This is a genomic window from Pseudarthrobacter sp. NIBRBAC000502771, from assembly GCF_006517215.1.
Taxonomy (GTDB): domain Bacteria; phylum Actinomycetota; class Actinomycetes; order Actinomycetales; family Micrococcaceae; genus Arthrobacter; species Arthrobacter niigatensis.
The window spans coordinates 871,152-883,907 of record NZ_CP041187.1 but is presented as its reverse complement, the minus strand read 5'-3'; the positions used below and the strand labels follow the sequence as shown (position 1 = coordinate 883,907).

At 67.4% G+C, this 12,756-nt stretch carries 12 protein-coding genes; 5 read left to right on the top strand and 7 right to left on the bottom strand.

Annotation, left to right across the window (positions count from 1 at the left end):
- Position 1 precedes the first annotated feature (1 nt).
- From dctA to NIBR502771_RS04195, 3 genes are all read right to left on the bottom strand, one after another.
- On the bottom strand, positions 2 to 1,450 hold the full coding sequence (gene dctA, locus NIBR502771_RS04205; RefSeq protein ID WP_246839807.1) for a C4-dicarboxylate transporter DctA: 1,449 nt from the start codon (positions 1,448 to 1,450) through the stop codon (positions 2 to 4).
- Positions 1,451 to 1,588: 138 nt separating this feature from the next.
- Positions 1,589 to 2,686, bottom strand: coding sequence for a tartrate dehydrogenase (locus NIBR502771_RS04200; protein WP_141158627.1), 1,098 nt, complete (start codon positions 2,684 to 2,686; stop codon positions 1,589 to 1,591).
- 154 nt (positions 2,687 to 2,840) lie between these two features.
- Entirely contained in the window at positions 2,841 to 3,725 is an 885-nt protein-coding gene (locus NIBR502771_RS04195) for a LysR family transcriptional regulator (RefSeq protein WP_141158626.1), read from the bottom strand.
- 186 nt (positions 3,726 to 3,911) lie between these two features.
- Here NIBR502771_RS04195 and NIBR502771_RS04190 point away from each other — a divergent pair, with 186 nt between their 5' ends.
- Entirely contained in the window at positions 3,912 to 4,799 is an 888-nt protein-coding gene (locus tag NIBR502771_RS04190) for a GAF domain-containing protein (RefSeq protein ID WP_141158625.1), read from the top strand.
- The gene (locus NIBR502771_RS04185; protein WP_141158624.1) at positions 4,796 to 5,701 is read left to right on the top strand and encodes an SGNH/GDSL hydrolase family protein; all 906 of its coding nucleotides are present in this window, start codon (positions 4,796 to 4,798) and stop codon (positions 5,699 to 5,701) included. Before NIBR502771_RS04190 ends, NIBR502771_RS04185 begins: the two co-directional genes overlap by 4 nt.
- On the opposite strand, the gene NIBR502771_RS04180 is transcribed toward NIBR502771_RS04185, so the two are convergent.
- Both NIBR502771_RS04180 and NIBR502771_RS04175 read right to left on the bottom strand, forming a co-directional pair.
- The gene (locus tag NIBR502771_RS04180) at positions 5,698 to 6,186 is read right to left on the bottom strand and encodes a hypothetical protein (protein WP_246839806.1); all 489 of its coding nucleotides are present in this window, start codon (positions 6,184 to 6,186) and stop codon (positions 5,698 to 5,700) included. The two genes, NIBR502771_RS04185 and NIBR502771_RS04180, sit on opposite strands and share 4 nt — an antisense overlap.
- Positions 6,187 to 6,260: 74 nt before the next feature.
- On the bottom strand, positions 6,261 to 7,613 hold the full coding sequence (locus NIBR502771_RS04175) for a uracil-xanthine permease family protein (protein ID WP_141158623.1): 1,353 nt from the start codon (positions 7,611 to 7,613) through the stop codon (positions 6,261 to 6,263).
- Between the two features lie 202 nt (positions 7,614 to 7,815).
- Between NIBR502771_RS04175 and NIBR502771_RS04170 the strand changes: the two genes are divergently transcribed.
- Entirely contained in the window at positions 7,816 to 8,421 is a 606-nt protein-coding gene (locus NIBR502771_RS04170; protein ID WP_141158622.1) for a malonic semialdehyde reductase, read from the top strand.
- Between the two features lie 121 nt (positions 8,422 to 8,542).
- Positions 8,543 to 9,058, top strand: coding sequence for a 2'-5' RNA ligase family protein (locus NIBR502771_RS04165; protein WP_141158621.1), 516 nt, complete (start codon positions 8,543 to 8,545; stop codon positions 9,056 to 9,058).
- Here NIBR502771_RS04165 and pgm read toward each other — a convergent pair.
- Positions 9,055 to 10,707: a phosphoglucomutase (alpha-D-glucose-1,6-bisphosphate-dependent) gene (pgm, locus tag NIBR502771_RS04160; protein ID WP_141158620.1), complete on the bottom strand. Its 1,653-nt coding sequence runs from the start codon at positions 10,705 to 10,707 to the stop codon at positions 9,055 to 9,057. The two genes, NIBR502771_RS04165 and pgm, sit on opposite strands and share 4 nt — an antisense overlap.
- Before the next feature lie 232 nt (positions 10,708 to 10,939).
- On the opposite strand from pgm, the gene NIBR502771_RS04155 reads away from it, so the two are divergent.
- Positions 10,940 to 11,857 (top strand): nuclease-related domain-containing protein, encoded by a 918-nt coding sequence (locus NIBR502771_RS04155; protein ID WP_141158619.1) that lies wholly within the window; start codon positions 10,940 to 10,942, stop codon positions 11,855 to 11,857.
- Here the strand turns inward: NIBR502771_RS04155 and NIBR502771_RS04150 are convergent.
- Positions 11,817 to 12,743, bottom strand: coding sequence for a LysR family transcriptional regulator ArgP (locus NIBR502771_RS04150; protein ID WP_141158618.1), 927 nt, complete (start codon positions 12,741 to 12,743; stop codon positions 11,817 to 11,819). The two genes, NIBR502771_RS04155 and NIBR502771_RS04150, sit on opposite strands and share 41 nt — an antisense overlap.
- Positions 12,744 to 12,756: the final 13 nt, after the last annotated feature.

Below are 12,756 nucleotides of genomic sequence, written 5' to 3'. Positions count from 1 at the left end.
GTCAGGCCGTTTCGGAGTAGGCGGGGTGGCGGGCAGGCAGGGAAGGCTCGACGCCGGTCGCGCCTTCCTGGAGGGCAGGCTCCTTGTGGGGGTGGGCGCCTGAACCGTCGGTGGCCTCGAGGTGGCCCGGCGCCGTGACGGGAAGCGGGTCCACGGCTTCGCCGGCGAAGACGCGGCGCACACGGTCGGCGTCGAGGGTGCGGTCCCACCAGGCGATGAACAGGGTGGCCACGGCGTTGCCCGTGAAGTTGACCAGGGCCCGGCATTCGGACATGAACTTGTCAATGCCGAAGATCAGCATGATTCCGGCGGCGGGGATGGTGCCGATGGTGGCCAGGGTGGCGGTGAGGGCGATGAAGCCGCCGCCGGCGACTCCTGCCGCACCCTTGGAGGTGAGCAGCATGACCGCGAGCAGGCCCAGCTGCTGGCCAATGCTCAGGTGGGTGTTGGTGGCCTGGGCAATGTAGAGGGCGGCCAAAGACAGGTAGATGGCGGCGCCGTCCAGGTTGAAGCTGTAGCCGGTGGGGACCACCAGGCCGACCGTTTCCTTCTTGACACCGGCATTCTCAAGCTTGCGCATCAGGCCGGGAAGGGCGGGCTCGGCGGTGGAGGTGCCGAGGATGAGCATGTACTCCTCCTTGAGGTGCCGGATCATGCTGAAGATGTTCAGCTTCAGGAACGCCATGACCGAGCCGAGCACCACCACGACGAACAGGATGGATGTGGCGTAGAACAGGGCGATCAGGCCGCCCATGCTGGTGAGCGATGAGACGCCGTACTTGCCCACGGCAAAGGCCATGGCGCCGAAGGCTCCCAGGGGCGCGGCCTTCATGATGAAGCCGAGGATCTTGAACATGACCCCGGTCAGTCGCTGCACCCCGTCCAGGACCGGGGCGCCCACCTTGCCCATGGCGTTCAGGGCGATCCCGAAGACCACCGCAATGAAGATGATTTGCAGGATGTCGCCAACCACGAAGGGCTGGACCACGCTGGTGGGGATGATGTTGGTGATGAACTGCCACCATTCCTGGTGCTGCCCCGCATCGATCAGCTTGGCGGCCGAGTCCGAGGTCTTGATGGCACCGGGATCGGCGTTCACGCCTTCGCCGAGCCGGAAGACGTTGATGGCCACCAGGCCGAATGCCAGGGCGCAGATGGTGCCGACCTGGAAGTAGGTCAGCGCCTTCAGCCCGGTCATGCCCACCTTCTTCAGGTCCGCCACGCTGGCGATGCCGCCGACGATCGTGAGGAACACGATGGGCCCGATGAGCATCTTCATCGCGTTCACGAAAGTGGTGCCGATCGGTTCCATGGCGATACCGGTTGCCGGGGCAAGCCAGCCGACCAGGATGCCGATGACGATCGCCGTCAGTACCCAAAAGTAGAGCTGGCGGTACCACCGGGTTTTCGGGGCCGCTGTTGTAGCCGCGGCGGTGCTGGTGTGGTCCATGATTCCTACCTCATTGTGGAATGTCGCTGGAGGATGTTCTGAAGAAAGTTGATACGGGGCGGCCGGCGGTACTGCTTCACCGGCCGCCCCGTGCCTGGAATCGGCAACCGGATGGCGGCGCCGGAGGTTGCTGCGCGCCTAGACCGCTGCCGGAGTGAGCGTCAGGGCCTTGATGATGGCTTCGGTGACGTCCTCGGTGTTTGCCTTGCCCCCCACATCGCGGGTCAGGTGGCCAGCGCCGGTGGCCGCTTCGATGGCGGCTTCCACCTGGCGGGCTTCCGCGTGCAGGCCGAAGTGGTCCAGCATCAGGGCGGCGCTGGCGATCGCGCCGATCGGGTTGCTGATGCCCTGGCCGGCGATGTCCGGTGCGGAGCCGTGGACGGGTTCGAACATTGACGGGAAGCGGCGCTCCGGGTTCAGGTTGGCGCTGGCCGCCAGGCCCAGGCTGCCGGCCAGCGCCGAGCCGAGGTCGGAGAGGATGTCGGCGTTCAGGTTGGAGGCGACGACGACGGAGAGGTCCTCGGGCTTGAGGATGAACTTGGCGCTCATGGCATCCACCAGGACGCTTTCGGTCCGGACATCCGGGTAGTCCAGGGCGACGCGGTGGAAGACCTCGTCCCACAGGACCATCCCGTACTGCTGCGCGTTGGACTTGGTGACCGAGGAAACCTTCTTGACGGTCCGGGTCCGGGCCAGGTCGAAGGCGAACCGCATGATGCGCTCGCAGCCCTTCTCGGTGAACAGCGCGGTCTGCAGCGCCACCTCGTTGCCGGGGCCGCGCCCGCTGAGGTTCCGGCCGCCGAGGCCGGCGTATTCACCCTCGCTGTTCTCGCGGACCACCACCCAGTCCAGTTCGGTGGTGTCGGCCTTGCGGAGCGGGGACTGCACGCCGGGGAGGAACTTCACCGGGCGGATGTTGGCCCACTGGTCGAAGTTCTGGGTGATGTTCAGGCGCAGGCCCCAGAGGCTGATGTGGTCCGGGACGTTTTCCCAGCCGACGGCGCCGAAGTAGATGGCGTCGAAGTCCTTCAGGGCGTCCAGGCCCTTGGGGTCCATCATCTGGCCGGTCCTGGCGTAGTACTCGCTGCCCCAAGGGAACTCGGTCCAGTCGAACGCAAATTTTCCATTCGAGTTTCCAGCCAGGGCGTCCAGGACGCGGCGTCCGGCGGATACCACTTCCTTGCCCACGCCGTCGGCCGGGATTGAAGCGATGCTGAATGTCTGGTTGGCGCTCATTTGCCTACCTCCTCGTTGAGTGCGGGCAGTGTGCGGGTGTCGCCCCGGTCACACTGTTTTCTTCCTCCTCAAGTAGACGGGCGCGGCGGGGTGGGCGTCCAAGACCAAGATTCGATCCGCCAGATAGGTTGCGCCTATCAATCGCCGCCGGTGCTTACTGGGCGTGGTCCTTGGCCACCTGCAGGAAGGCCCGCGCCGCGGGCGTGAGATCGTCCTTGCGGCTCAGGATGGCCACCTCCAGGTGGGAAACCGGCTCAATGAGGAGCGTGCGCAGCCCGGCCTTCCCGGCGGTGGGGGCCCACGAGGAAGGCATCACCGCGTGCCCCACCCCTGCCAGCACGAGGGGCAGGACCGAGGTACGGTGGGCCACTTCCACGACGATCTCGGCATTGACTCCGCGCGCCAGGGCATCATCCACCAGCCAGCGCATCAGGGATCCCCGCTGGCTGGCGATGAGCCGGTGCCCGTTCAGGTCCTCCCGCGCGATGGCCTCTCCCGGGCCGAAGGTGTCTGCCTGCGGATTGACGATCAGGATCAGCGGCTGGCGCTCCAGCGCAAGCACTTCCACCCCGGGCACCCGGATGGCGGTGGCAGCACCGGCCAGTCCGATCTCGGTGCTGCCGTTACGCACCGATTCGATGACCTCCTCCGGCGTGAAGGCTGCCTCCACGTTCAATCTGACTGACGGGTAGGACCGGGTAAACGCGGCGATCATCGAGGTCAGGGGTTCGATTCCGGGCGAGGGCATGGTGACAATGTCCAGCTGCCCACTGCGGACGCCGCGCAATGCCTGAACCGCGGATTGCGCGGCGTCCAGGTCCCGCATCACCAGCCGCGCCGGCCCTACCAGCTCCTTGCCTGCGTCGCTGAGGACGGCGCGGCGGCCTATCCGGTGGAACAACGGAACTCCCAGCTCCTTTTCCAGGCCTGCAATGGTCTGCGACAGCGAGGGCTGGGCGATCAACAGGTGTTCGGCCGCGCGGTTGAACCCGCCTTGGTCCACCACCGCCAGGAAATGCTTCAGCTTCCGGGTGTCCAAACGGGGCTCCTCTCCGGCCGGGCCTGTGCTGCGGTGCAGCTGTTGCCGTACAGGGGGACCATATCAGCGAACCATTTCCCCCTCTTTAGGCTTATTTCTGCCGCCACTCCCGCCAGGCCCCGGTTCGGACGTATTCTTGGAACCAGGTTTTGTAGTAGGCCGAAGCGCTTCGAACAGGGCTGGAACATGGCGGCTGAACCTTCGGGGCAGGTTGGCTGGGGGCTGCTTCCAGTTACCCCGGAGCCGGTCTTCGACAGCAAGGATGTCGAAACCTTCCTCCGGGAAGTCACCCATGACTTCATGAGCGATATCAAGGGTGAACGCCGCGGTATTGGCTGGGCCGCCACGCTCTTCCGCCTGGGCCAGGGACACACGCTTGCGGCCAGCGCGGAGCGGGCGCGGGAGGCGGACCGGGAACAGTGCTCGTTCGCCGACGGGCCCGTCATGGAGGCCATGCGCACCGAGGCATTCGTCCTGGTATCGGATCTGAGCCGTGACCGGCGGTGGCCCGGTTACGCGAGTGCGGCGTCGGGCCACGGGGTGAAGTCGATGCTTTCCGTGCCCATCATGGCCGAAGGCGGGACGAGCGCCGCCGTCACCTTTTACGCGGGCGTGCCGCACGCGTTTACCAGCGACGACCTGGTCAGGGTTCGGGGCTATGCGCGCCACATGGCCCGGGCCCTTCGCCTCGTGTTCCGCATGGCCGAGAGGGCGGAAGCGACAGCCGGCCTCGCCGTCGTCCAAAGCTCCCTGGTCCTGGTGGACCTGGCCGTGCGCAGCCTCACCAGCGAATACGGACTCAGCAGGGAGGCCGCGCTGCTTTTCCTGCAGACGCAGGCACTGCACCATGAGCTTGACCTCCGGGACGCGGCCCTGAATGTCGTGGCCCCGGGGGCCGGCCGGGACCGGAACGGCGCACCGCCGTCCGCGTTGCGGCAGGAAGCGTACGACGGCGTCGCGGAGCTTCCGCGTCCGTCGGCGGCGGGGCGGGGCTTTCCAACCGGAAAGCAACCCCGCAGGAACGCTGCGGCGAAGACGGAAACCCCGCCTCCCGCAGAAGGGAGGACAGCATGACCATCCAGAAGCAGGAGCTGCGTTTCATCGCGGACGGGCCGGACAGCCACCCCTGGCGCCGGTTCGTTGCCCTGGGAGACTCCTACACCGAAGGAATCGGCGACCCGGAACCGCTCAGCCTGGGCGGGCTCCGGGGTTGGGCGGACCGCGTGGCCGAGGAGCTGGCGTCCGGCCGTGCCGACTTTGCGTACGCCAACCTGGCCATCCGGGGACTGCTGCTGCGGCAGATCCTCGACGGGCAACTGGCCGCGGCGCTGTCCCTGAAGCCGGACCTTGTCGCCATTGCCGCCGGTGGCAACGACATCATCTTCAGGCACGGCGATCCCGACAAGCTTGCCGGGAAGCTGGACCAGGCCATCGGCACGCTCGCAGCCACCGGTGCCACCGTGCTCCTGTTTGCGGGCCCGGACTGGGGCAACACGCCGGTATTCGGCAAAATCCGCGGCCGCGTGGCCATCTACAACGAGCACCTGCACACCATCGGGGCCCGGCACCACGCCATCATGGTTGACCTGTGGTGCCTGCCGGAGCTTCAGCACGCGTCAATGTGGGACCCGGACCGGCTGCATCTTTCGCCGCTGGGCCACCACGCCGTGGCCGTGGCAACCCTGAATGCGCTGGGCGTGGAGCATGCGCTCAAGCCGTTGCAGCCCAGGCCGCTGCCGGCGCACGGGTGGACGCAGGCCCGGGCCGAGGACCTGGTGTGGGCGCGGCAGTACTTCATGCCGTGGGTGCTCAAGCAGCTGCGGCCGCATCAGGCCGACGCGCTGGCGGCGAAGCGGCCGCAGCCCGGCCCGGTCTTCGGCCAAGGCCGTCCGGGGCCATTCCCGCCGGGCCACCCCGCGGCCGGCCTGAACCCCGGTATGGCGGGTGGACCGGCGCCTCAGGGGCAGGCCGCCTAGTTCCTGGTACCGGCAGCGCGGTGCCTGCGGTGGTCCCCCACCAGGGCGACGAGCGCAGGCACTCCAGCCAACAGGCCCGGAACGGCCAGCAACAGGCCGTATTCGGGGAGCAGCGCAGAAGCTGCCGCTGCGGTGACGGCTGCAACCAGGGCCGCGATGAGGGCGCCGGACAAACGCCTTCGGACGTCTCTGGCGTTGAAGAAGCGGAAACCGCCGAGGCCCGCGGTGACCGCGGCGAAGGTAATAATGCTCCCGGTCAGGAAGCCGGCGCCCGGGCCGGGAGCATCCTTGAGCCGGTCAATCAGGGCAATTGGCACGGCCAGCATCCAGGCGCTGAGCAGGACCGCGAGGACGCATCCTGCCACGCGGCTCCGAGGTACCGGACCCAGGGTGTAGATCTGCTCTGCTGGCAGGTCGGCCTGCTGGACGTGGCGGTGGTTTGCAGGCGGCGGCGATTTCGGCAGGCGCATGAAACTCTCAAGCATTGATCCCCCAGACGTAGTGCTTGACGTCTTTTCAACCTACACGGGATGCCGGGAGGGGCAATCTGAACAGGGGGTCAGCGCTTCTTGGGGCCGCGCTTCGAGGCTGCGTTCAGCGCCGACTTCACCGCCGGCGGCAGTCCGCCCTGCTCCGTTTCGGGTTCGGCCACTGTTCCGCGCGCCTTCGCGATGGCCTTCATGCCGTGGTAGATCACCAGCGCGGCAGCGGAACCGAGGGCGATGCCGGTGAACTTCAGGTCCCCAATGGTCCAGGTGTAGTCAGCGATGCCGATGATCAGGGCGACGGCGGCGGTGGTCAGGTTGATGGGGTTCGAAAAGTTGACCTTGTTCTGGACCCAGATCTTCACGCCGAGGATGCCGATCATGCCGTACAGCATGGTGGCTGCGCCGCCCAGCACGCCCGCCGGGACCGTGGCGATCAGTTCGCCGAACTTCGGCGAGAAGCTGAGCAGGATGGCGAACATCCCCGCCACCCAATAGGCCGCCGTCGAATACACCTTGGTGGCCGCCATGACGCCGATGTTTTCCGCGTAGGTGGTGGTGCCCGAACCGCCGCCAAAGCCGGCCAGGACGGTAGCGGCACCGTCGGCCATCAGCGCCCGTCCGGAGACGCCGTCTAGGTTCTGCCCCGTCATGGCGGCCACAGACTTCACATGGCCAATGTTCTCCGCCACCAGCACCAGGACCACCGGGACGAACAGCCCCAAAACGCCGAGGTGGAACTCGGGAGTCTGGAAGTGCGGCAGGCCGACCCAGGCTGCGGCGTCCATCTTGTCGTACTTCACCTCGCCTCGGAGCATGGCCACCAGGTAACCGACCACCACGCCCACCAGGATGCTGAGCCGGCCGAGGATTCCGCGGAACAGGACGCTGACAAGGATGATGGTGACAAGCGTGACCAGCGCGGTGATGGGGGCGGCGTCGAAGTTCTGTTTGGCCGCTGGAGCCAGGTTCAGGCCGATCAACGCAACGATGGCCCCAGTGACGATCGGCGGCATCAGCCGGTTGATCCAGCCGGCGCCGAACTTCTGCACCACGGCACCCACCAGGGCCAGTGTGGTTCCCGCCAGCACTACGCCGCCCAGCGCGCCAGGGATGCCGAACTGCGCCTGCGAGGCCGTGATGGGCGCGATGAACGCAAAGCTGGAGCCAAGGTAGCTGGGCACCCGGCCCTTGGTGACCACCAGGAACAGCAGCGTGCCGATGCCCGAGAAGAACAGCGTGGTGGCGGGCGGCATCCCGGTGATGATGGGAACCAGGAAGGTGGCGCCGAACATGGCCACCACGTGCTGCATGCCCACGCCGATGGTCAGGGGCCACGCCAGGCGCTCATCGGGGGCCACCACCTGGCCGGGCTTGATGGTTTTGCCGGTGCCGTGCAGCTTCCATTTGATTCCGAGCATGCTCATGGGAAGGAATGCCTTTCAGGGGGTGCCGCGAGGGGGCGAAGATCAACTCGGTCCAGAATACCGCCAAGTTTCCGCGCGCACCCGCTGTGGCCAAGGTCACCCCTGATGCGGGAAGAGCCAACGGTCAGTTGAAGTTGCAACTATGGAAAGCAACCAGGGGCCACCGCGGCAAGGCGGGTGACCTGCAGCGAAAGGTACGCCAATGACCATTGCCCATGAAGAAGCGGTTATCGATTCGGCAGCCGTGGACGCCATTTTCGCCCGGGCCCGCACCGCCAACTCCTTCACCGGCGAGGTGACCGAGGAGCAGGCCCAGGCCATCTACGAACTCACCAAGTTCGGCCCCACCGCCTTCAACTCCCAGCCGCTGCGCGTCACCTACGTCCGCTCGGCCGAGGCCCGCGCCACCCTGGTTAACGCCCTGTCCCGTGGCAACCAGGCCAAGACCGCCTCCGCACCGCTCGTGGCCATCCTCAGCTACGACACCGACTGGGCCGGCAAGTGGGACAACTTCCTCCCCGGCTACAACGCCCCCAAGGCCATGTACGACGCGGACCCCGCACTCGCGGCCGCCACGGGCAACAACAACGCCCACCTGCAGGCCGGCTACTTCATCCTGGCCGTCCGCTCGCTTGGCTTCGCCGCAGGTCCCATGACCGGCGCCGACTTCGCCGCGATTGACGCCGCCTTCTTCCCGGCCGGCGGCCAGAAGAGCTTCCTGGTGGTCAACATCGGCCAGCCCGGTGAGGAAGCCTGGGGCGACGCAAAGCCCAAGTACTCCTACGGTGAGGCCGTCCGCACCGTCTGACGCCCCATCACTTCCTGCGTGTTTTCTCCAAACGCCCCATCACCTGGTGATGGGGCGTTTGGGTTTTAAGGGCGGGAGGTGATGGTGCGTCTGGACGCGGCCGTGGTGGGAGACTGGGGCCATGCCGACGCGGAACCTGATCTTTGTGGCCTTCGTGGAGCCCGTGGCCGAAGGCCAGGTCTTCCCACGCACCGACTGGCCGCTGCACATCACGCTGGTGCGGTTTGACGTGGGGTTCGACGCCGCCGCAACAGGCAGCGCGGACGTCGCCGAACGCATCGCCGGGCTCGCTGATGCACCGGCAGCCGCAGCGCTGGGCGCCGCGCTCACCGTGGGGGAGGACGCCGCCTTCGGCCGCAACGGATCCGTTCCCGTCAACCTCATCCAGCCCCAGCCTGACCTGCAGGCCCTGCACGGGCAGCTGGTTGACGTCGTCGTGGGCGTGGGAGGCAGGATCCTGACGCCGGCCCACACCCTCGCCGGATACCGCCCCCACGTCTCACACCATGGTGGCAAGCGCCTCCACCCCGGCGACGCCGTCGTGCTTGACCGCGTCGCCCTGGTGGACATGGCTCCCGACGGCGACCACACCACCAGGCGCGTCCTCCGGCTGTGGTGCCGCGAGGGTGGAAGCTAGGCGATGACGCTGTCCACCAGTGCCTTGGCCTCGGCCTGGACCTGCTTCAGGTGCTCCTCGCCCTTGAAGGACTCGGCGTAGATCTTGTAGACGTCTTCGGTGCCGGACGGCCGGGCCGCGAACCAGGCGTTCTCGGTGACCACCTTCAGGCCGCCGATGGGTGCGCCGTTGCCGGGTGCCTCGGTGAGTTTGGCGGTGATCTCCTCGCCCGCCAGCGACGTGGCAGTCACGTCAGCGGCGGACAGCTTGCCCAGCTTTGCCTTCTGCTCACGCGTCGCGGCGGCGTCGATCCGGGCGTAGACAGGGGCGCCGAACTGGTCGGTCAGGCCCTTGTACAGCTGCGACGGGGACTTGCCCGTGACCGCGGTGATCTCGGACGCCAGCAGGGCCAGCAGGATGCCGTCCTTGTCCGTGGTCCACACGCTGCCGTCCAGCTTGTTGAAGGAAGCGCCTGCGGATTCCTCCCCGCCGAACGCGCCTTCACCCGAGAGCAGGCCGGGCACGAACCATTTGAAGCCCACCGGGACCTCCACGAGCTTGCGGCCCAGGCTCTGCGCCACGCGGTCGATGATGGAGGATGACACCAGGGTCTTGCCCACTACCGAGGCCGGGTTCCAGCCGCTGCGGTTGCGGTACAGGTAGTCGATGGCCACTGCGAGGTAGTGGTTCGGGTTCATCAGCCCGCCGTCAGGGGTGACGATGCCGTGGCGGTCTGCGTCGGCGTCGTTGCCGGTGGCGATATCGAAGGAGGATCCGCCTGCCGACATCCGCTGGATCAGCGAGGCCATGGCGGACGGCGAGGAGCAGTCCATGCGGATTTTTTCGTCCCAGTCCAGCGTCATGAACGCCCACTGCGGGTCGACGGTGGGGTTCACCACGGTGAGGTCCAGGTGGTGGCGCTCGGCGATCTCGCCCCAGTAGTCAACGGAGGCGCCGCCCATGGGGTCGGCACCGATCCGGACGCCGGCCTCGCGGATGGCATCCAGGTTCAGGACGGACGGAAGGTCGTCCACGTAGCTGGAGAGGAAGTCGAACTTGCCGGTAGTGTCGGCCGATTGTGCGTCGGCCAGCGGAATCCGCTTCACGCCCCGCAGGCCGTTTTCCAGGAGCTCGTTGGCGCGGTTGGCGATCCAGCCTGTGGCGTCTGAGTCGGCCGGACCGCCGTGCGGGGGGTTGTACTTGAAGCCGCCGTCGCCGGGCGGGTTGTGGCTGGGCGTTACCACGATGCCGTCAGCCTGCGGGGCGCCGGGCGCCGCCTTCCGGTTGTAGGTGAGGATGGCGTGGCTCAGGGCCGGGGTGGGGGTGTAGCCGTGCCGGGCATCCACCAGGACCTGGACGCCGTTGGCGGCGAGGACCTCGAGGGCAGAGTTCTGTGCCGGCTCGCTCAGCGCGTGGGTGTCCTTGGCCAGGAACAGCGGACCGGTGACGCCCTGGGCCGCCCGGTACTCCACGATTGCCTGGGTGATGGCCACGATGTGCTGCTCGTTGAAGGAGGCCTTCAAACTGGACCCTCGGTGCCCGGACGTTCCGAACACCACGCGCTGGCCGGGATCACCCAGGTCCGGCGCGATGTCGTAATACGCGTCGAGGAGCGCAGTGATGTCAACAAGGTCCTGGGGTTGGGCAACTGTACCCGCGCGGCTAGCCATGGCTCCAGCATGCCAGAAGCTGGCAGGAGTCAAAACGACCCGCCCAAAATCCGGACGCTGTGACCTGCCATGACGTACGCCAACCAAGTAGTCCAACTGAGTACACAGCCGCGAAAGTACCTATATACCGCCCCTTCCGCCCACTGCTACTTTCAAGGAAATTCCACCGAAAGGAACGGACGACGGCGGGTCGCCGCCTTAGTCGGTTCCTGCAAGGAAACGGGGACGTCCAATGGGGGCAGGAGACGGGGCAGCGGAGCAGTCCAGGCTTGCTGCCGAGCGCGTGGCGCGGCTGAAGCGCAGGCTGGATGAGGCCGATCAATCCACCAAGGCATGGGATACCGGCGCGGTGGGGGAGCGGACGGTGGCCGACAAGCTCAGCGAGCTGGTTCCCCGCGGCTGGTACGTGCTCCACGATGTCCATTGGCCGGGCAGGCCCAAGGCCACCCTGGACCACGTCCTGGTGGGACCGGGCGGCGTGGTGGTGGTGGATTCCAAGAACTGGACCGGCGAGGTGCAGGTGGCGTCCGGCGTGCTCTGGCAGGGCCGCTATGCGCGCACCCAGGCCGTCGAAGGTGCCCTGGCCCAATGCGCTGCCGTTGCCTCGGTGCTGGCTCCGCCGCACCGCAGGCTGGTCCGTCCACTTATCTGCATGGCTGCCCAGCCCGACCTTTTTGGTATCACCGACTCGGACGTGGCCGTGGCCGGTTCGCAGCGGGTGGTCCCGGCCATCGAGTCGCTGCCGGCGGTACTGGACCAGCAGGCCGTGGTGGGCCTGTACGAGGACCTGGGCCGGCAGCTCACGCACGAGCAGGAGCCCGGCATCACTGCCCTGCGCAACGTGCGTCCGGGAACCGTGGTGCGCCCGGCGGGAGCCCTGCCCCCGGGCGGTCCCGCCGCAAGCCCGGGAGGCAAAACCGGAGCCAAGGACGCAGCCAGGGCCCGCAGCGCATCCCGCCACCCCGCAGGCCGGGCCCTGCCGCCACGGGACGTCCAGGCAGGGCAGCATGCGGCCGCGCCGGCCGGGCATTGGCGCCACGGCCGGAGCACCAGGGCGCAGCACCACGGCGGGACCAGCGCAGGCAAGCTGGCGCTGCTGGCGGCCTTCGTTATTTTTGCCGTCTATTTCCTGCCCTACTTGGCCCGCTAGGCTCCTGCCGGGTCCCGGGCCGCAGTTTGTCAATGGCGGCCTCGCGGACCGCTGCGCCGATCCGCGCGAGCCGGTTTGAATCGAGGGACCAGGCCTGCCAGTAGAGGGCAACGTCCTGGTGGGCGGCCTCTTCCAACCGGACCAGGGCGCCGTCCGCCAGTTCGCCCGAGAGCTGGAGCTCCGGAATCATTCCCCAGCCCAGGCCTGCCCTGACCGCTGCAAGGAACCCCTGGGATGAGGGCACGGTATGCGTGGGCGGAGCCTGCTGCACGCTCTTCGCGGCCAGCAGCTGCTGCTGCAGGGTGTCCTTCGCATTGAATTTCATAACCGGCATTGCCGCCCAGTCCATCCCGCCTGGGCTGGAAAAGCGCCGGCGCAGCCCTGGAGCGGCCACCGGGATATAGCGCATGGATCCCAGCAACTCCACGCGGCATCCGCTCACCGGGACAGGGTCGGAGGTCACCGCGGCCATCACTGCGCCGTCGCGGAGCAGTTGGCTGCTGTAGCCCTGGTCCTCAACATGAAGGTCCAGTGCAGAGTCCTCCCAGCCTGCGGCCTGGTGCAGGACCGGAAGGAACCACGTGGCCAGCGAATCGGCGTTCACGGCCACTGGCAGAGGGGCCCGCAAGGTCGAACCCGTTCCCAGTGCTGCCGAGGTCTCGGCCTCGAGTAACTGCACCTGGCGGCCCATCCGCAGCAGCAGCGCACCCGCGTCCGTGGCGGTACAGGGAACCCGGCGGCGTACCAGGACCTGCCCCACGGAGGTTTCCAGCGCCTTGATGCGCTGGCTCACGGCCGACGGAGTGACGCGGAGCAGGTCTGCCGCGGCCTCGAACGTTCCTTCGTCGACAACCGCGACGAAGGCCTTCAGGTGTTCAAGGTTCATGAAGATATTCTAA